This window comes from Pseudomonas jinjuensis (genome assembly GCF_900103845.1).
GTDB classification, from domain to species: domain Bacteria; phylum Pseudomonadota; class Gammaproteobacteria; order Pseudomonadales; family Pseudomonadaceae; genus Pseudomonas; species Pseudomonas jinjuensis.
Genome location: NZ_FNIJ01000005.1, coordinates 300,891 through 319,678, shown reverse-complemented (window position 1 = coordinate 319,678; position 18,788 = coordinate 300,891). Strand labels below are relative to the sequence as shown.

Sequence of the window (18,788 nt, the reverse complement as noted above, 5' to 3'; positions counted from 1 at the left end):
AACGGGCAGAAAAACCTGATCCTTCGATCATTCGCCGTGCCCAGCCAGTCACACACATTTCACCCACATTTTATCCACAGGTTTTCCCCGGAAACCTGCCTTGCAAAGCCCGCCCAAGCGCATTATCTTGTATCCCCGTTGCGGCCCACCCCTATATCTTGGGGTTGCCACTACAGACCGGACACTATAAGAAGTCGAATTTCCCGAGCCTGTTCAACGGCTCCTCCGGTCCGCTCACAACGTAGTTCCAGACGTATCGAGGTCCCGCGCGGCACAGACCGCAAGGAGCGATCCATGTCGATGGAAATGCGGTACAGAGGTTGCAATCAGTCATTCAAAACCACTAGGTATTGTGGTCCCGGCCCGTAAAGCCGAACCCGACTTGGCCAGGGAGGCATTCGAGTCCTTTCCCCTTTGTTTCAGTTCCCGCGTCCGGCATCGCGCCGGCTGCTCAGGCTTTTTTTGTTTCGCTGTTTGTTAAAGGAAGGCGCCCCGGCGCCGGCAACACACCATTACGAGAATGTGGAGACAACCACCCATGCAGACCGACACCACTCGCGAGAACCCGCAGGCAGCCGTGCCGCAGGGCGCCGAATCCTCCCAGGATCTGGCCGCCACCGCGCCGGGCCAGCTGCGCGTGATCAAGCGCAACGGCACCGTAGTCCCCTACACCGATGACAAGATCACCGTAGCCATCACCAAGGCGTTCCTCGCCGTGGAAGGCGGCACCGCCGCCGCCTCGTCGCGCATCCATGAAACCGTCGCCCGCCTGACCGAGCAGGTCACCGCGACCTTCAAGCGCCGCATGCCGTCGGGTGGCACCATCCACATCGAGGAAATCCAGGACCAGGTCGAACTGGCGCTGATGCGCGCCGGCGAGCAGAAGGTCGCCCGCGACTACGTGATCTACCGCGAAGCCCGCGCGCAGGAGCGCAAGCGTGGCGCCGGCGAGATCGCCCAGCCGCACCCGAGCATCCGCATCACCCGCGCCGACGGCAACCTGCAGCCGCTCGACATGGGCCGCCTGAACACCATCATCAGCGAAGCCTGCGAAGGCCTGGCCGAAGTCGATGGCGACCTGATCCAGCGCGAGACCCTGAAGAACCTCTACGACGGCGTGGCCGAGAAGGACGTCAACACCGCCCTGGTGATGACCGCCCGCACCCTGGTCGAGCGCGAGCCGAACTACTCCTACGTCACCGCCCGCCTGCTGATGGACACCCTGCGCGCCGAAGCCCTGGGCTTCCTCGGCGTCGCCGAAAGCGCCACCCACCACGAGATGGCCGACCTCTATGCCCAAGCCCTGCCGGCCTACGTGGAAAAAGGCGCCGAGTTCGAGCTGCTCGATCCCAAGCTGAAGGAATTCGACCTGGAGAAACTCGGCCGCGCCATCAACCACGAGCGCGACCAGCAGTTCACCTACCTCGGCCTGCAGACCCTGTACGACCGCTACTTCATTCACAAGGACGGCATCCGCTTCGAACTGCCGCAGGTCTTCTTCATGCGCGTGGCCATGGGCCTGGCCATCGAGGAGCCGCAGAAGGAAGAACGCGCCATCGAGTTCTACAACCTGCTGTCCTCGTTCGACTACATGTCGTCCACCCCGACCCTGTTCAACGCCGGCACCCTGCGTCCGCAGCTCTCCAGCTGCTACCTGACCACCGTTCCGGACGACCTGTCTGGCATCTACAGCGCCATCCACGACAACGCCATGCTGTCGAAATTCGCCGGCGGCCTGGGCAACGACTGGACGCCGGTGCGCGCGCTGGGCTCCTACATCAAGGGCACCAACGGCAAGTCCCAGGGCGTGGTTCCGTTCCTGAAAGTGGTGAACGACACCGCCGTCGCCGTGAACCAGGGCGGCAAGCGCAAGGGCGCCGTCTGCGCCTACCTGGAAACCTGGCACCTGGACATCGAGGAATTCCTCGAACTGCGCAAGAACACCGGTGACGACCGCCGCCGCACCCACGACATGAACACCGCGAACTGGATTCCGGACCTGTTCATGAAGCGCGTGTTCGACGACGGCAAGTGGACCCTGTTCTCCCCGTCCGAAGTACCGGACCTGCACGATCTGACCGGCAAGGCCTTCGAAGAGCGCTACGAGTATTACGAAGCCCTGACCGAGTACAACAAGATCAAGGTGTTCAAGGTCGTCCAGGCCAAGGACCTGTGGCGCAAGATGCTCTCCATGCTGTTCGAGACCGGCCACCCGTGGCTGACCTTCAAGGACCCGTGCAACCTGCGCAGCCCGCAGCAGCACGTGGGCGTGGTGCACAGCTCGAACCTGTGCACCGAGATCACCCTGAACACCAACAAGGACGAGATCGCGGTCTGCAACCTGGGCTCGATCAACCTGGTCAACCACATCGTCGACGGCAAGCTGGACACCGCCAAGCTCGAGAAGACCGTGAAGACCGCCGTGCGCATGCTCGATAACGTCATCGACATCAACTACTACTCGGTCCCGCAGGCGCGCAACTCGAACCTCAAGCACCGTCCGGTCGGCCTCGGCATCATGGGCTTCCAGGACGCGCTGTACCTGCAGCACATCGCCTACGGCTCCGACGCGGCCATCGAGTTCGCCGACAAGTCCATGGAAGCGGTGAGCTACTTCGCCATCCAGGCTTCCTGTGACCTGGCCGACGAGCGTGGCGCCTACGAGACCTTCGACGGCTCGCTTTGGTCCAAGGGCATCCTGCCGCTGGACTCCCAGCAGATCCTCATCGAAGCCCGTGGCCAGAAGTACATCGACGTCGACCTGACCGAATCCCTCGACTGGGCTCCGGTCCGTGCTCGCGTACAGAAAGGCATCCGTAACTCGAACATCATGGCCATCGCGCCGACCGCGACCATCGCCAACATCACCGGCGTATCGCAGTCCATCGAGCCGACCTACCAGAACCTGTACGTGAAATCGAACCTCTCCGGCGAGTTCACCGTGATCAACCCCTACCTGGTTCGCGACCTGAAGGCGCGCGGCCTGTGGGACCCGGTCATGGTCAACGACCTGAAGTACTACGACGGCTCCGTGCAGCAGATCGAGCGTATCCCGCAAGACCTGAAGGACCTGTACGCCACCGCCTTCGAAGTCGAGACCAAGTGGATCGTCGACGCCGCCAGCCGCCGCCAGAAGTGGATCGATCAGGCGCAGTCGCTGAACCTGTACATCGCCGGCGCCTCGGGCAAGAAGCTCGACGTGACCTACCGCATGGCCTGGTACCGCGGTCTGAAGACCACCTACTACCTCCGTGCCCTGGCCGCGACCAGCACCGAGAAGTCGACCATCAACACCGGCAAGCTGAACGCCGTGTCGGCCGGTGGCAACGACGGCCTGCAAGCCGCTGCGGCTGCAGAGCCGAAGCCGGCCCCGGTCCCGCAGGCTTGCTCGATCGACAATCCGGACTGCGAAGCCTGCCAATAAGGCTTCGCCACGTGCGGTGAACCCCACCGCACGCACGGACAATCCCCTCTCCCTCCGGGAGAGGGTTAGGGTGAGGGGCTCTTCCCCTCCCCCACTTCAAAGCTTTCGCGTGCCCCCACGCCACCCGTTACCCAGACCGGCCCGGACCGGTCTACCAGACCAGGAGAGGAACCAATGCTCAGCTGGGACGAATTCGACAAGGAAGACGCCGCCGAAGCCAAGCCGGCGTCCACCGTAGTACAGGCCGCTGCCCAGGCCATCGACAAGCTCGACAACGAAGCCGCCGGCTCCGTCGAAGACGCCCGCGCCGTAGCGGCCGGCGACTCCGAAGCCGTGGCCCGCGCCAAGAAAGCCCTGAACGACCTGGACATCCAGGAAGGCCTCGACGACCTCGAAGGCTCCGCCGCCCGCGTACAGGTCGGCGACAAGCAGATGATCAACGCCCGCGCCGACCTCAACCAGCTCGTGCCGTTCAAGTACGACTGGGCCTGGCAGAAGTATCTGGATGGTTGTGCCAACCACTGGATGCCGCAGGAAGTGAACATGAACGCGGACATCGCCCTGTGGAAGAGCAAGGACGGCCTGTCCGAAGACGAGCGCCGCATCGTCATGCGCAACCTCGGCTTCTTCTCCACCGCCGACTCGCTGGTGGCGAACAACCTGGTGCTGGCCGTCTACCGCCTGATCACCAACCCCGAGTGCCGCCAGTACATCCTGCGCCAGGCCTTCGAGGAAGCGATCCACACCCACGCCTACCAGTACTGCATCGAGTCGCTGGGCATGGACGAGGGCGAGATCTTCAACATGTACCACGAGATTCCTTCGGTCGCGAAGAAGGCGTCCTGGGGTCTCAAGTACACCCGCTCGATCTCCGATCCGCAGTTCCAGACCGGCACCCCGGAAACCGACCGCCAGTTCCTGCGCAACCTGATCGCCTACTACTGCGTGCTGGAAGGCATCTTCTTCTACTGCGGCTTCACCCAGATCCTCTCCATGGGCCGTCGCAACAAGATGACCGGCACCGCCGAGCAGTTCCAGTACATCCTGCGCGACGAATCCATGCACCTGAACTTCGGCATCGACGTGATCAACCAGATCAAGATCGAAAACCCGCACCTGTGGGACGCCGCGATGAAGGACGAAGCGACCCAGATGATCCTGCAGGGCACCCAGCTCGAGATCGAATACGCCCGCGATACCATGCCGCGCGGCGTCCTGGGCATGAACGCGGCGATGATGGAGGACTACCTCAAATTCATCGCCAACCGCCGCCTGACCCAGATCGGCCTGAAAGAGGAATACCCGGGCGCGACCAACCCGTTCCCGTGGATGTCCGAAATCATGGATTTGAAGAAGGAGAAGAACTTCTTCGAGACCCGCGTTATCGAGTACCAGACTGGCGGTGCGCTGAGCTGGGACTGACCGGAATTTTTCACGATGAATTGGAATTTTTTCACTTCAAAGTGAAACGAACGCACCAAGCGAGTGCGGAGTGTAACAAGCGAGAACCTCGGAGCCGCCAGGGATGGCGGTGAAGAGAAGCAGTCGAAAGGGCCGGCGAGCATTTGCTCACCGGCCTTTTTACATTGGGAAGCGGTCCGCTTTCAGTCAAACACTGCCTGTCGCATCAAGGCGGAGGCTGCCACATGCAAATGGCTGTGAGAGCTCCGCCGTTCACCTTGAACGATGACTCAGCGCAATAACACGGGAATCATCTGTCGCCGGGAGGGCTGCTCAGCGAAGCGGCATGTTGCTTTTGCAGAAGTCGAATACCGCATCAACCATCTGGTCCAGCCCAGCCAGTTCCAAGGGATAGTGCCCGGCGTTTTCCAGCATCACGGTCGTTACCGGCACCCGGTTGATTCGCTTCAGCACCAGCTCGCTCAGGTGCAGGGGCGTCCACTTGTCTTCGGCGGGCTGGGTCAGCAGGATAGGGCAAACGTCGAAGTCTTCGGGTTCCAGCCTTGGCCGGTAGCTGCCATAGGAGGCAAGGAAAGCCATGGTGACCCACTTGCCCGCCGACGTCTTGTCCGCCAGGCAGGCGTTCAGCGCCGCCTTGTCGTTCACCAGGGTCGACATCTTGCTGGCGAGGGACATCGGCATCCGCATCCCTGCAAGGGGCGTCGCTGCGCTGAGCTTCGCCAGAGGAACGCCCAGGCGGCTCATCATCAGGTTGCGGGCGGTTTCATCACGCACCTGCTGGATGCGCTGGTCGAGGAAGGTCATGCCGATGATGCCTTGCACTTTCCGGTTCAGCGCCGCGATGTGGTAGGCCTCCATCCCGCCAGCGCTCAGGCCATAGAGGAAGATGGGGCGCGAGTCCCTTGCCAGCTCACGGTCGACCAGGTCGGACCCGGCCTGCACCCAGTCGTCGTAGCGCACGGGCTTGCCACGCCCCACCTGGGTGACGCCATATTCCGGCATGTCCACCGCGATGGTCTCCAGGCCACGTCTGGCGAGTGGGGCCCCGAGTATCGTCGTCATCTGCCGGCCATTGGTGCCCACGCCATGGAGCAGGATCACCTTCAGTGGCGCCTCGGGATTGCGGTAGCAGTCCAGGTGGATTCTGTGTTGCCGCCAATTCCACCATTCCTCGCTCGGCTCATCTCCCGGCTGCAACTGGTACGACTCGGGTAGGAAGCGCTGAATCTCGCGCCAGTTGGGCTGCTCTGCGTAGGTCATGGTGCTCTGTCCTCGTGGAATGTGCGGTGCAGCCGCGACAGCTGCTAGAATCCGACAAATGTCAGAAACACGGAAAATCTAACTTATGTCGGATTTACCAGCAAGCGATAGCGCTCAACGGAGTTCCCGCCGCCCCAGGCAGGAGCGTTCCGCCAGCCGCATGAACAAGGTTCTGCAGGTGGCGGAGCGGCTCTTGGAGGAGATAGGTCCCGAGAAGACCTCCATTCCCGCAATCGCGGAAGCCGCAGAGGTTCCACGCGCGGCGATCTACCCCTTTTTCCCGGACAAGTACGCCATCTTCTCTCGTCTGGCGGCGCTGCACATGGAGCGCCTGGTAGAGGTGATGGAGGGGACGGATCTGGCCGCCGCCGACAGTTGGCGCACCTGGGGGGCTCGACTGATCGAGGCGGTGGCGAGCTACTACAACCGGTTCCCGGTGGCCAGCATCCTGCTGCTCAGGGGCGGGTTCACCGAGGACGACCGGCACGCGCATGCCGTCAAGAACGAGGCCATGGGCAAGCTGCTTCGCGAGCGGCTGGCGGGCTTCGGCGATGGCCCGGTGCTGCCCGCCGAGCCGGATGTCGCCACGCTGGCCGTCGAGATCGCGTTTGCCTGCATGAAGCACGGCTACGCCAAGGACGGCATGATCTCCGAGGCAATCTGTGCCGAAGCGGTAAGAGCGAGCGAGGCCTATCTCAGCCGCTGGGAATCGCCGGCCTGAAGTGCCCTGCTGCGCTTGCGCATCGCCGAGGGCGTGGTGTCGAACCAGCGCAGGCACAGGCGGGTCAGCACGGACTGATCCGCAAGGCCGAGCAGGCTGGCCAGTTGGGCCAGTGGAATGCGCGTCTCGTTGAGGTAGCGCTCGGCGGCCTCGCGCCTGACTTCATCGCGAATGGCGTCGAACGTCGCATCCTCGGCCGCCAACCTGCGTTGCAGCGTGCGCGGGTGAACGAAGAGCAGGTCGGCGATGGCCGACTTGCTTCCCCCCGTCGAACTCAATGTGGAGCGGAGTGCCCGCCGAACCCGATCGGTCATCGACAGGTTCGGATCACCGTATTGCCGCTCCAGGTAGTCCAGCGCAACGGTCCTGAGTGCGGCATTCACATCCGCCAGACCGCTGTTGAGCGTTTTGGGCGAAACATGCAACGCGGCGTATTCCTGATCTGTATGAACCGGCGCGCCGAAGAAGCTCTTGTAGGCCTGGAGATCAGCCAGCGGGGTATGCGGCAGCGCAACGGCGAGCAGTTGGTACTGGCTCCCCGCAAAGAACTTGACCACGCGATGCACTACGCCCAGGCACTGATCGAGCGTTTGCCGCCTGGATGACAGGCGCGAAAGCACGACCTCCATGCGCAGCTCTACCGCGCCGGCAACCAGGCTGCTGGACTCGAGCACGCTGAACACCAAGGCAGGACTGTGCACGAACAGGTAGTGCGATGCCGTGTTCAAGGCTTCGCGCACGCTTGCCGAATGCTGGATGGCCGTTGCCAGTGGCCCCAGTACCTGGATGTCCTGGTGCGCGGCCAGCTTCAATCCCAGATCGCTGCAACCGGTTACCGCCGCACTGTCCTCCATGAGGGCGACGATCGCGCGCAGCGACACCATTTCATCGTCATTCTCGCCCAGGTCCTGCGGCAGGCCATGCTTGCCGAGCAACGGCTGCGGGTTCACGCCAAGCTCGCGCAAGAGCCTGGAGAAGCCTTTCATACCTGCGGACCGGACCATTTCTGACATGTCTCGCAGGGTAAAAAGAATGTCTCGCAGGATCAAGAGCAAGGCGACAGGGTCGGTGCAGTATGGCCTTCACAGAACAAGAACGGTCTTTGGAGACTCCCATGAAAGCGCAGCATTTCGACGTCCTGATCGTTGGCGCCGGCCTCTCCGGCATCGGTACGGCGTGCCATGTACAGCGTGCATTTCCCCACAAGAAACTGGCCATCCTGGAACGGCGCAAGCAGTTGGGCGGAACCTGGGACCTGTTCCGCTATCCGGGTATTCGTTCGGATTCGGACATGTTCAGTTTTGGCTATCAATTCCGTCCCTGGAACGAATTGAAGGTGCTCGCCGATGGACCTGCCATTCGCCAGTACATCGCCGATACCGCCAAGCAGTTCGGTGTGGACAAGAAGATTCACTACGGGTTGAAAATCCTGCGCGCCGACTGGTCCAGCCAGCAGCGCCAGTGGACGCTCGACGCCATCGATGAGGCCAGCGGAGAAGCGCGCCAATACACCTGCGACTTCTTCATCAGTTGCACCGGTTATTACGATCACGATGCCGGCTTCCTGCCCAGGTTTCCCGGTGAAGACAGGTTCAAGGGCATCAGGATCCATCCTCAGCACTGGCCGGAAGATCTCGACTACAGCGGCAAGACGGTCGTGGTCATCGGCAGCGGCGCGACCGCGGTAACCCTTGTGCCGGCCATGGCCGACAAGGCGGCCCATGTCACCATGCTCCAACGCTCCCCGTCGTACATATTTTCCATCCCCGGACTCGACAGGATCTCCGCCGTTCTTGAGCGTTTCCTGCCGTCGAAGTGGGTCTATGGCTTCGCCCGTCAACGCAACATCCTGCTCCAGCGCTGGCTCTACGAGGCCTGCCGCCGCTGGCCGAGGGCAATGCGCCGTTTCTTCCTGTGGCAGACCCGCCGACATCTGGGGCCGAGCGTCGACATGGCGCACTTCACGCCCAAATACATGCCCTGGGACGAACGCCTGTGTGCCGTTCCCGATGCCGATCTTTTCAAGGCCCTGAAGAACGGGCGAGCGTCGGTCGTCACCGATCACATCGATACCCTGACGGAAACGGGCATCCGACTGAAGTCGGGGAAGCAGATCGACGCCGACATCATCGTCACGGCGACAGGGCTCAACCTGCTGATGCTCGGCGGCATCGACATGCGGGTCGACGGGCAGTCCAGACAATTGCGCGATGCCATGACGTACAAGGGGCTGCTGATCCAGAACGTACCGAACATGGCCTGGATCTTCGGCTACACCAATGCCCCCTGGACCCTCAAGGCCGACCTGGCCGGCGAATACATCTGCCGCCTGCTGCGCCATATGGAAGCCCATGACATCGCCGTGGTGACACCGAAGGACCGGGACGATTGCTCCCTCGGGATCGGCATGCTGGACACCCTGCAGTCCGGCTACGTGCAACGGGCCAAGGAGATCATGCCCCGCCAGGGCAGGAAGCTGCCCTGGAAGGTGCTGATGCACTACGAGCGCGACTCGCAGATGCTGCTAGAGCAGCCGATCGAGGACGGCATCCTGCAGTTCGAGCGAGCGACTGGCGTGGCCTCGGTCAGCCGGTTGCGTTCGGCGTGATGCGGAGGCGCAACGATGAAGTCGCCTCGGTTCAAGCGCATGAACGTCTCCTTCGCCAGCCAGGAGACTCAATGCAGGGCATGGTTCTATCACCCGGCGGACGCAGGCTCGGAAGCCCTGCCCTGCATCGTCATGGCCCATGGCCTGGGCGGCACCCGAGCTTCGGGCCTGGCGCCGTTCGCGGAGCGGTTCGTCGCCGAGGGCTATCGGGTTCTGGTCTTCGACTACCGTTATTTCGGGGATAGCGGCGGCAAACCCCGGCAGTTGCTCACGGTAGCGAACCAGCTCGCCGATTGGCGGGCCGCCATCGCTTTCGCTCGCTGCCAGGGCGGCGTCGATCCTGCACGCATCGCGCTGTGGGGCACTTCGTTCTCGGGGGGCCATGTCACCAGCATCGCCGCCAGGGACCACAGGATCGCGGCCGTCGTAGCGCAGAATCCGATGATGGATGGCCTTGCCTCGGTGGGCATGTTCCTGGGTTATGCAGGGCTGGGCAACCTGCTTCAGCTGAGCGCCCTGGGGCTGGTCGATCAGCTGCATGGCCTGATAGGCAAAGACCCGCTGCTGATACCCGTGGTGGGACGTCACGGGGACTTCGCGGCCTTGAGCTCACCGGAGGCATGGGACGGTTACCAGGCCATCGCCACATCCGGTTGGCGCAATCAGATGAGCGCGCGTTTCGCCCTGACGCTCTCCCTGTACCGCCCGATAACGCTTGCGAAACAACTGCGCTGTCCGATTCTGGTTCAGGCCTGCATGGAGGACTCGGTCGTTTCGCCCAAAGCGGCTGTCCGTGTTGCCGAACTCGCGAACAAAGGCGAGTTGCGCCGATACGAGGGCATGGGGCATTTCGCTGTCTATGTCGGCGCAGGTTTTGAAACCGCGGTGACCGACCAGATCGCTTTCTTCAGGCGGACCCTGGGCGGTACGCCTTCTTTTCGCGACAACCGCGATACCGACGGTAGATGATCCATGAACGCAAGAATCTTGATCTACGGTGCCTATGGCTATACCGGTGAGTTGATGGTCCGTGAAGCGGCAAGGCGCAGACTGGATATCGTCATCGCGGGTCGCTCGGCAGCCAAACTGCGCCCGCTGGCCGACGAGCTGAACCTTGAATACCGCGCGTTCGATGTGCAGCAAGCCGCATCCAGCATTCAGGGCATCGGTGTCGTGCTGAACTGCGCGGGGCCCTTCTCGTCGACGGCGCAGGCACTGGTAAATGCCTGCCTGGCGGCCGGCGTGCATTACGTGGACATAACCGGAGAAGTCCCGGTCTTCCAGGCGTGCCACCAACTTGATGAGCGCGCCCGGGAAGCCGGCATCATTCTCTGTCCCGGCGCCGGCTTCGACATCGTCCCCACTGACTGCCTGGCCGCGAGCCTCAAGGATCGACTGCCTGAGGCGACCCGCATCGACCTGGCGTTTTCCTTCGGCACCCGCCCCAGTGTGGGCACCATCAAGACACTGGTGGAAGGCATCGAGATGGGCGGCCTGGTAAGGCGTGGACACCAGCTCAAGACCGTTGCCAACGCCTATCGCATTCGGCGGATTCCGTTTCGGGATCGCAGCCGCTGGGGCGTGACCATTCCGTGGGCCGATGTCTATACGGCCGGAATATCGACGAACACCCCGGATGGCATGGTGTACACGGCCCTGCCGCTGAGCCTGGGCATCCTGATGCGCCTGACTTCGCCATTCAGAGGGGCCTTGACGTTACCCAGGGTTCAGCGCTGGCTCATGCGCCTGGCCGAAAAGATCTTCCCCGGCGGGCCTGACGAAACCCAGAGAGCCGTTCACCGGACCCAGTTCTGGGGCGAGGCGGTTGCTGCCGATGGCAGAAAAGTCGCCATGACCTTTTCGGCACCAAGCGTCTACACCCTGACGGTCGAAACCGCGCTGGCAATCTCCAGCCACTGCATTGGGAGCCAGGCGCGCGGGTACTACACACCCTCGATGCTGATGGGCAAAGGATTCTTGGCGTCGCTGCCTGGCGTCGAAACTGCGGACAGTCGCCCAGCCTGCGATACATGAACTCGCAACAGTCTTCTGGCCATGTCGACCTAGCTGAAGACTTCGCGAATCAAGCCTCCCGAAGCTCAAGCTGAATGACTGCTGCTGGCAGATTGTGTTGAAAAAGTCCCTCTGCGATTTCTGCCTGCGAAAGTAGGCCGCGGACGTTGAAATCTGAAGCAGTTCTGCGCCCGCCCGGTCTGCTTCAGATTTCGCGTAGCAACGCCAAAGCCGTGCGTTTTTTGAACGATTGAAAGGCGGCTCCAGCAAAGACTTCCTTTTTCAACAGAATCGGCCAGAAGCGGACATTCTCCGACTGAGGTTAATGCACTTCCCAAAACCAACAGATTAGGAGCGAGAGAGCAGCATCTTTAATCCGGCTGCTCCAAAGACCATTGCAAGAGTGCCTTCAATCCATCGGCGCGCGTGGCGGTATGCCCGCACCATAGTTGCGGTAGAGAAGACGAGCGCATAGCCACAGAAGATTGTGATGCTCAGTACCGCGCAACTGGCGAAGGTAATTGTAACGGTCGCTGACGAAGCATCCGCACCCAACCCAAGGGTCATCGTCGCGATCCAGCCAAGCAGCGCTCCCTCACGGGGCTAAAAGCGAATGCTCGATAACCGCTCCCGGCATCATCACTTCCAACCCTTCAATCAATCGCGCCCCTGCTTCCTGCAGCGCCTCGAGCGGCATTTCGGGAAGGCTTTCCAGGATGAACCACATCTGCAGGGCATCCGACCCCAAGCGGGTTCTGACACCTTGGCGCCAGTTCCATCGACGGCAGGTAACGCCCTGGTCATCTCGCCAGATGACTTCGCCCGCTTCTGGATGCTCATGTACCAGTTGCCCATCCTTCAGGGTGTCGAACGACTCGCTTCCATCGGCGATTACCAACCTGGGCGTACCCACATAGGCAGCGAGGTTTTCACCTCCGACTGGAATCGCATACTGCAGGCTGATCGCGTTGTAGAGATCGACGATCGGATCGATGCTCGGCAGGCCGCCGTCGCGCAGAGCCCGTTTGCGCAATGCCGCGGCTGAACACGGTGTGCGCTGGGGCTTGGCACCGAACTGACGAAATACCTCGTCCCATGCCGAAAGATGGGCTTCAGCCCAGGCAGGCCTCCCCGCAGCAAGCGCCTGACAGGCACCAGCCAGAGCCTTCGCGGCAAAGTCCGGATTAACGATCGGGGCGGCTTCGACACACAGGCTCAGCGCCCTGAAGCCAGGGGCGAGCGCAGCAATTTGGGGGTCGATAACGGGGGCAACGGACAACATCAAAAACGTTTCCTCTTGCAGGTTCTAACAAGGCGCGTCTAACGACGAATCAGGTTCCTTTTGTTGTAGTCCCCCCATGCGACAGAGAGCACCCGCATGGTGGTGAATAGTCGTTGAATCCTGGACTTCATGTTTTTCTCCTCATTGGATTGGATCTCGGCAAACGCCGATTTACGCAAGGCTGCGAGAGACCGCTTGGTTGATCCCGCCTGGTATTTCTACCTGTCACGCCTTATCAGACCTAATGATTTTACCTAATACAAAATTAGAATTTCTAATGACAGGAGCGGTGAAGGAAGAACCGAAACAGGTGCCGATTCGGGACTGTCATGCTTAGGGGATCGACACGACTCAGACTCTTAACTGCTCCGCCCGCCGGCAGCTTCTGGCCGATTCTGCCGATCGTAACCGGCAGCCATCGCCCCAAAGACGCCTAGAGTCTCGCGGCACCGCGGCCGGCGTTGAGATGGCCCCAGGAAGCAGTGCTACCCCTGCTGTTTTTTCAGGCGGTGCTCCAACTGCCGGCGAGTGACGCCCAGCAGCCGAGCAGCTCCGGCGACATTGCCGCCGGCGCGGCCCATGGACCGATTCACCGATGCTTCGATCAGCTCTTCCAGCGAGTGCTCGTCCAGCCACTCTTCGATCACCGCCTGGCGCCGTGGCGGCGCGTCGGCGGCGGGCATCGGGGCTGGCTCGCGCGGCGGTGCCAGGAACAATTCGCTGAGGCCGATCGGCTCATTCTCGTCTGCCAGCACCACGCCCCGCTCGATGATGTTCTCCAGCTCGCGAACATTGCCCGGATAGTCGTACTGGAGCAGAGCCCGGACCGCCGCCCGGGTAAGGCCCTTGATGGAGCGCTGGTGCTGGGTGGAGAAGCGCTTGATGAAGTGACGAATCAGCAGGGGGATGTCATTGCGCCGTTCGCGCAGGGCCGGAATGTGAATGGGCACCACGTTGATGCGGTAGAACAGGTCTTCGCGGAAGCGGCCCTGGCGAACATCGTCCTCCAGATTCGCATTGGTGGCGGCGATGACCCGGATGTCCACCGGGCGCGGAGCGTCGCCACCCAGCCGGTCCACTTCCCGTTCCTGCAGCACGCGCAGCAGCTTTTCCTGGGCCACCGGCGTCAGGGTCCCGATCTCGTCGAGGAAAAGGGTGCCGCCGTTGGCCAGTTCGAAGCGTCCGGGGCGGCTGCGGTTGGCGCCGGTGAAGGCGCCCTTCTCCACTCCGAACAGTTCCGACTCGATCAGGGTTTCCGGCAGTGCCGCGCAGTTGACGGCCACGAACGGCTTGTCCGCGCGATGGCTGAGCTGATGCAGGAGGCGAGCGAAACGTTCCTTGCCGACGCCGGTTTCGCCCTGGAACAGCACTGTCACATCCCGCATGGCGATCTTCTCGATGCGGCGGCAGGTGGCGAGGAAACTGGGATCGGCGCCGATCAGGTCGGATACCGCCAGGGCCTCATCCAGCACCGGGTCCATGAGCGAGGCGTTGACGTAGTCGGTTGAGCCGAAGAGGCCCAGCTCGTCCGCATCAGCGCCCCACTCCTCGATGGGCTTGCCGATGATGCGGCAGTGCGCGTGGCCCATGCCCCGGCATTCCACCTCGCGGAACAGCACCGTGCGCCCGAAGAAGGCGCTGTTGAAGCCGGACGCATGGCCAACCTGCATCCAGCAGACCGGCTCCGCCGACACGGGCAGGTGAGCCAGGTGGGCGCTGGCTTCGATGGAGTCGTGCCAGATCTGCTCGACGACGTGATGGCCGGACTCCACGTCCACCTCCATGCGCAGCGTCTCCACCCGCGTCACCCCTTCCATGGCATGCAGAAGCGGCCCGGCCATGAACGCATGGTCGCTTTCATCTCCGCGCAACTCACGCGCCAGTTCGGCATCGCTGGAGCCAGCGGCATAGCCCATCCGCCCCAGAAGGCGACGTGCATGAGCCACGCCGATCTCGGCGATCAACTCGCGGCGGAACGCGGCGAAGGCCGGCAATTGCATGAGGAAGGCGCGCTGCTGGCCGAGCCAGATCTTGCCCTTGTCGGGCTCCATCCTGAATTGGCGGGTCAGATCCTTGGGGAAGTTACGTACGCCCATAGCTATTCACATATTTGTTATTCGGCATCCTGAAACTAACAAATATGTTGATTACCCTCAATCGATCCGCGTGGACCTGGCCGTTGAAAAAAATATTAAGTACTTGTTTTTAAAAGACAAAAAAATCACTCAAAGACGTTGGCACGAGGCTTGATATCTCCATGACAAGCGCATAGCGCCAGGGATGGAACGGAGACCGTCCCAGCGTCCAGGAAGGACTGCCCACTAACAAGAAGACGATGTCGGACGTGGCAGTCCGGCATCCGGAGAACGACAACAATGACAATGAAGATGCCGAACCACACCAGCCACGAAACCGCCGACTACGACGCGGATGTAGCGATCGTCGGCGCCGGTCCTGTCGGAACCCTGCTGGCAATTCTGCTGGGCAGGAAGGGCCACCGGGTCAGCCTGGTGGAGCGCTGGCCGCAGCCCTATGACCGTCCGCGTGCCGTGACCTTCGACCATGAGATCGCGCGGATCCTCGCCTGTCTCGGGATCGACTCCGACAACGATCCGGCGATCAATTACCACGACGAGCTCTACTACTGGCGCAATGCCGACGGCGAAGACCTGCAGATCGTCGACTGGAAGAGCACCTCGGCGTCCGGCTGGCGGGTGCGCTACTGGTTCTACCAACCGGACCTGGAAAAGCGTCTGCTGGACATTGCCCAGGGTATCCCGAGCATTCGCCTGATTCGTGGCTGGGAAGCCAATTCCCTTAGCCAGGACGAAGATGGCATCTGGCTGCAAGGCAGCAGCGAAAAATCCGGCGATCCCACGCGCATTCGTGCCCGCTACGTGGTCGGCGCCGACGGCGCCAACAGCTTCGTCCGCCAGGCCCTGGACCTCAGCTTCACGGATCACGGGTTCTTCTACGACTGGCTGATCCTCGACATGATCCCCCACGAGGAGCGCGTGCTCGACCCGGTGCACTGGCAGCTGTGCGATCCGAAGCGCCCCACCACCATCGTCCCCGGCGGCCCGGGCCGGCTGCGTTGGGAATTCATGGCCCTGCCCGGCGAATCCGCCGAGACCCTGTCCTCCCCCGAAACGGCCTGGGAGCTGATGTCCCCCTGGGGTCTGACCCCGGCGAACTCGACCCTCGAGCGCAGTGCGGTCTATCGCTTCCAGGCACGCTGGGCGGAGTCATGGCGCAACGGTCGCGGCCTGATCGCGGGCGACGCGGCTCACCTGATGCCGCCCTTCGCCGGCGAAGGCATGTGCGCCGGACTGCGGGATGCGGTGGCCCTGGGCTGGCGCCTGGACGCCATCCTCTCCGGGGTCATGGGCGAAGAAGTACTCGACAGCTACACCAGCGAGCGCCGCGAGCACGCCAAGCATTACATCGAGTTCTCCATGGAACTGGGCCGCATCATCTGCATCACCGACCCGGAGGAAGCCGCCGCGCGCGACCAGCGGATGAAGGCCGACCTGGAGGCATCCGGCCGGAAGCCGGTGCCGACCGACAAGGCCTCGCTGGGGCCCGGCATCTGGTTCCCTGATGCCGGCCATGCCGGTGAGCTTTCGGTACAGGGCATCGTTCGAGCTGGTGAGCGCTGCGGCCGCTTCGACGAAGTCGTCGGGCGTGGCTGGCTGGTGATCGGCTATGGCCAATCACCGCGCCAGGCGCTCGGCACCGAACAGGTACAGGCCCTGGAACGACTGGACGCCCGATTCGTCACCCTTGGCCCGGTGGGCACTGCCTGCGAGGTGGCAGATGTCGAAGGCACCTATGCCGCCTGGCTGGCCAGCATCGATGCCCGCTTCCTGGTGATTCGCCCGGACTTCTATGTCGCGGCCAGCGCGGTCTCGGCCGAGTCCCTCCGCCACCAGGTGGACAGCCTGCTGCAGCAACTGCACCTGACCTCAGCCCTTCCTGACCTGGCAAGCAACGCCGCCTGCGCCTGACCGAACTTTCCGGAGTTTCTTTCCATGCATGACTTCATTTATGCCAATCATCCCGCTCGCGTCATTTTTGGTGCGGGCAGCTCGCGACAGGTCGCAGAGGAGATCACCTCACTGGGTTGCCGACGCGCTCTGGTGCTTTCCACCCCAGCCCAGGTGGCGGAGGCCGAATGCCTCAACGACGCCCTGGGTGGTCTGGGCGTCGGCGTATACCCCCACGCCACCATGCACACCCCGGTCGAGGTAACCGAAGCGGCGATGACGCGCTTCGCCGAACTCGGCGCGGACTGTGTCGTGGCCCTGGGCGGGGGTTCGACCATCGGCCTGGGCAAGGCCATCGCCTATCGCAACGACGCACCCCAGGTGGTGATACCGACCACCTACGCCGGCTCCGAGGTGACGCCGATCCTCGGGCAGACCGAGAACGGCCTCAAGACCACCGTGAGTTCGCCGAGCATCCTGCCGGAGGTGGTGATCTACGACCCCGAACTCACCCTGGGATTGCCGGTGCCCATGAGCGTTACCAGCGCCCTCAATGCCATGGCGCACGCCGTGGAAGGGCTCTATGCACGCAACCGCAATCCGATCACCTCTCTGATGGCCACGGAGGGCATTCGCGCATTGAAGGAAGCACTGCCAGGCGTCGTACGCCAGCCCGATCAACTCGCGCCACGTAGCACCGCACTCTACGGCGCCTGGCTGTGCGGCACGGTGCTCGGCACTGTCGGCATGGCCCTGCACCACAAGCTCTGCCACACCCTGGGCGGCAGCTTCAACCTGCCCCATGCCGAAACCCATGCCGTGATGCTGCCGCACACGGCTGCCTACAACCAGGTCGCCGCGGCCGATGCCTTGCGCCCGGTCGCCGAACTCTTCGGCGGCAACCTGGGAGTCGGCCTTCACGATTTCGCCGCCTCCCTGGGCGCCCCTCTGGCGCTGAAGGACCTCGGGCTCGACGAAGCCGACCTGGATCGTGCCGCCGACCTGGCTGTGCGCAACCCCTACTGGAATCCGCGACCGGTGGAACGGGAGGCGATCCGCGAACTGCTGCAGAGGGCCTGGTCCGGCGCACGCCCGGACTGATGCGACCGGGGCGCTCCGAAAGACAGTGCCCCGCCCTGACATTGCAGCCACAGGCAGAACACAAGGTGCATCACATGATCGAATACTTCACCGAAGCCGGCTCGGCCCAGAGCGTGAACGCGCGCATGGGGGACGACATCCACCCGCGCCTGCGCACTGTCATGACGTCACTGATCGAACATCTCCACGGGTTCATCAGGGATGTGGAACTGACCGAAGCCGAGTGGGCCACGGCCATCGACTTCCTGACCCGCTGCGGACAGATCTGCTCCGAACATCGGCAGGAGTTCATCCTGCTCAGCGACACCCTGGGCGTCTCCATGCTGGTGGACGCCATCAATCACCGACGCCCACTGGGCGCTACGGAAAATACGGTGTTCGGGCCCTTCCATGTGGACGGAGCCCCTACTCGCAACATGGGCGACACGATCTCTCTGGATGAGAAAGGCGAAAGCTGCCTCTACGAAGGACGCATTCTCGACCTCGACGGCCAACCCATCGCGGGTGCCGTACTGGACGTTTGGTCGGACAACGCCGAGGGCTACTACGACGTCCAGCAGCCCGAAGTGCAGCCGCCATGGAACAACCGTGGGCGCTTCATCACCGGCGCCGATGGGCGTTACCAGTTCCGCGGCATCAAGCCGGTGTCCTACCCCATCCCCGACGACGGCCCGGTAGGCCAGCTACTGGCGCGGCTCGGCCGGCATCCGTGGCGGCCGGCGCACATGCATTTCCTGGTCGAGGCCGAGGGTTACCAGCGCATCGTCACCCACACCTTCGTCGAGGGCGACCCGTACCTTGAATCCGACACCGTGTTCGGGGTCAAGGCATCGCTGATCCAGTCATTCGAGCCGAACACCACGGGCGCGACCCGCTGGATAGCCGATTTCGACTTCGTCATGGCCGCAGCCTGACACAAGCCAAAGCGTGACATCCGTGTCGGCCCCAAGGTGCCGGCACGCTCCTACTAC

The 18,788-nt window shown here is 62.7% G+C and carries 13 protein-coding genes; 9 read left to right on the top strand and 4 right to left on the bottom strand.

Translation table 11 applies throughout. From position 1 onward, the window contains the following. The first annotated feature begins 538 nt into the window (after positions 1–538). Together BLR75_RS09550 and BLR75_RS09545 are read left to right on the top strand one after the other, a co-directional pair. Positions 539–3,424, top strand: coding sequence for a ribonucleoside-diphosphate reductase subunit alpha (locus BLR75_RS09550; RefSeq protein ID WP_084315451.1), 2,886 nt, complete (start codon positions 539–541; stop codon positions 3,422–3,424). Between the two features lie 174 nt (positions 3,425–3,598). Further along, positions 3,599–4,846 carry a ribonucleotide-diphosphate reductase subunit beta gene (locus tag BLR75_RS09545; protein ID WP_084315449.1) on the top strand — a complete coding sequence of 416 codons (1,248 nt, stop codon included), beginning with the start codon at positions 3,599–3,601 and terminating at the stop codon, positions 4,844–4,846. Positions 4,847–5,158: 312 nt separating this feature from the next. On the opposite strand, the gene BLR75_RS09540 is transcribed toward BLR75_RS09545, so the two are convergent. Then, positions 5,159–6,106, bottom strand: a complete 948-nt coding sequence (locus BLR75_RS09540) for an alpha/beta hydrolase (RefSeq protein WP_084315447.1) — start codon at positions 6,104–6,106, stop codon at positions 5,159–5,161. 160 nt (positions 6,107–6,266) lie between these two features. Here BLR75_RS09540 and BLR75_RS09535 point away from each other — a divergent pair, with 160 nt between their 5' ends. Next, positions 6,267–6,827: a TetR/AcrR family transcriptional regulator gene (locus tag BLR75_RS09535; RefSeq protein WP_217633603.1), complete on the top strand. Its 561-nt coding sequence runs from the start codon at positions 6,267–6,269 to the stop codon at positions 6,825–6,827. On the opposite strand, the gene BLR75_RS09530 is transcribed toward BLR75_RS09535, so the two are convergent. After that, entirely contained in the window at positions 6,797–7,813 is a 1,017-nt protein-coding gene (locus tag BLR75_RS09530) for an AraC family transcriptional regulator (protein WP_217633602.1), read from the bottom strand. The genes BLR75_RS09535 and BLR75_RS09530 overlap by 31 nt on opposite strands. A 128-nt stretch (positions 7,814–7,941) precedes the next feature. Here BLR75_RS09530 and BLR75_RS09525 point away from each other — a divergent pair, with 128 nt between their 5' ends. The 3 genes from BLR75_RS09525 to BLR75_RS09515 are packed head-to-tail and all read left to right on the top strand — an operon-like array spanning position 7,942 to position 11,469. After that, the gene (locus BLR75_RS09525) at positions 7,942–9,435 is read left to right on the top strand and encodes a flavin-containing monooxygenase (RefSeq protein WP_084315444.1); all 1,494 of its coding nucleotides are present in this window, start codon (positions 7,942–7,944) and stop codon (positions 9,433–9,435) included. Positions 9,436–9,474: 39 nt separating this feature from the next. Continuing rightward, positions 9,475–10,404, top strand: a complete 930-nt coding sequence (locus BLR75_RS09520) for an alpha/beta hydrolase (RefSeq protein WP_217633601.1) — start codon at positions 9,475–9,477, stop codon at positions 10,402–10,404. Between the two features lie 3 nt (positions 10,405–10,407). Next, entirely contained in the window at positions 10,408–11,469 is a 1,062-nt protein-coding gene (locus tag BLR75_RS09515) for a saccharopine dehydrogenase family protein (RefSeq protein ID WP_084310501.1), read from the top strand. 574 nt (positions 11,470–12,043) lie between these two features. Here BLR75_RS09515 and BLR75_RS09505 read toward each other — a convergent pair. Continuing rightward, positions 12,044–12,730: a B3/B4 domain-containing protein gene (locus tag BLR75_RS09505; RefSeq protein WP_084310502.1), complete on the bottom strand. Its 687-nt coding sequence runs from the start codon at positions 12,728–12,730 to the stop codon at positions 12,044–12,046. Between the two features lie 485 nt (positions 12,731–13,215). Next, the gene (locus BLR75_RS09500) at positions 13,216–14,826 is read right to left on the bottom strand and encodes a sigma-54-dependent Fis family transcriptional regulator (protein WP_084310503.1); all 1,611 of its coding nucleotides are present in this window, start codon (positions 14,824–14,826) and stop codon (positions 13,216–13,218) included. Positions 14,827–15,105: 279 nt separating this feature from the next. Here BLR75_RS09500 and mhpA point away from each other — a divergent pair, with 279 nt between their 5' ends. The 3 genes from mhpA to BLR75_RS09485 all read left to right on the top strand — a co-directional run bounded on the left by mhpA (position 15,106) and on the right by BLR75_RS09485 (position 18,731). After that, complete coding sequence (gene mhpA / locus BLR75_RS09495; RefSeq protein WP_217633600.1) at positions 15,106–16,737, top strand: bifunctional 3-(3-hydroxy-phenyl)propionate/3-hydroxycinnamic acid hydroxylase MhpA; 1,632 nt, start codon at positions 15,106–15,108, stop codon at positions 16,735–16,737. A 24-nt stretch (positions 16,738–16,761) separates the two neighbouring features. Further along, complete coding sequence (locus BLR75_RS09490) at positions 16,762–17,817, top strand: maleylacetate reductase (RefSeq protein ID WP_084310504.1); 1,056 nt, start codon at positions 16,762–16,764, stop codon at positions 17,815–17,817. Positions 17,818–17,891: 74 nt separating this feature from the next. Continuing rightward, entirely contained in the window at positions 17,892–18,731 is an 840-nt protein-coding gene (locus tag BLR75_RS09485) for an intradiol ring-cleavage dioxygenase (protein WP_084310505.1), read from the top strand. Positions 18,732–18,788: the final 57 nt, after the last annotated feature.

Bases quoted from the DNA above. Each gene is read 5' to 3' on its own strand.
- BLR75_RS09550 (WP_084315451.1), top strand. From the start codon at position 539: ATGCAGACCGACACCACTCGCGAGAACCCGCAGGCAGCCGTGCCGCAG.
- BLR75_RS09545 (WP_084315449.1), top strand. From the start codon at position 3,599: ATGCTCAGCTGGGACGAATTCGACAAGGAAGACGCCGCCGAAGCCAAG.
- BLR75_RS09540 (WP_084315447.1), bottom strand. From the start codon at position 6,106: ATGACCTACGCAGAGCAGCCCAACTGGCGCGAGATTCAGCGCTTCCTA.
- BLR75_RS09535 (WP_217633603.1), top strand. From the start codon at position 6,267: ATGAACAAGGTTCTGCAGGTGGCGGAGCGGCTCTTGGAGGAGATAGGT.
- BLR75_RS09530 (WP_217633602.1), bottom strand. From the start codon at position 7,813: ATGAAAGGCTTCTCCAGGCTCTTGCGCGAGCTTGGCGTGAACCCGCAG.
- BLR75_RS09525 (WP_084315444.1), top strand. From the start codon at position 7,942: ATGAAAGCGCAGCATTTCGACGTCCTGATCGTTGGCGCCGGCCTCTCC.
- BLR75_RS09520 (WP_217633601.1), top strand. From the start codon at position 9,475: ATGAACGTCTCCTTCGCCAGCCAGGAGACTCAATGCAGGGCATGGTTC.
- BLR75_RS09515 (WP_084310501.1), top strand. From the start codon at position 10,408: ATGAACGCAAGAATCTTGATCTACGGTGCCTATGGCTATACCGGTGAG.
- BLR75_RS09505 (WP_084310502.1), bottom strand. From the start codon at position 12,730: ATGTTGTCCGTTGCCCCCGTTATCGACCCCCAAATTGCTGCGCTCGCC.
- BLR75_RS09500 (WP_084310503.1), bottom strand. From the start codon at position 14,826: ATGGGCGTACGTAACTTCCCCAAGGATCTGACCCGCCAATTCAGGATG.
- mhpA (WP_217633600.1), top strand. From the start codon at position 15,106: ATGACAATGAAGATGCCGAACCACACCAGCCACGAAACCGCCGACTAC.
- BLR75_RS09490 (WP_084310504.1), top strand. From the start codon at position 16,762: ATGCATGACTTCATTTATGCCAATCATCCCGCTCGCGTCATTTTTGGT.
- BLR75_RS09485 (WP_084310505.1), top strand. From the start codon at position 17,892: ATGATCGAATACTTCACCGAAGCCGGCTCGGCCCAGAGCGTGAACGCG.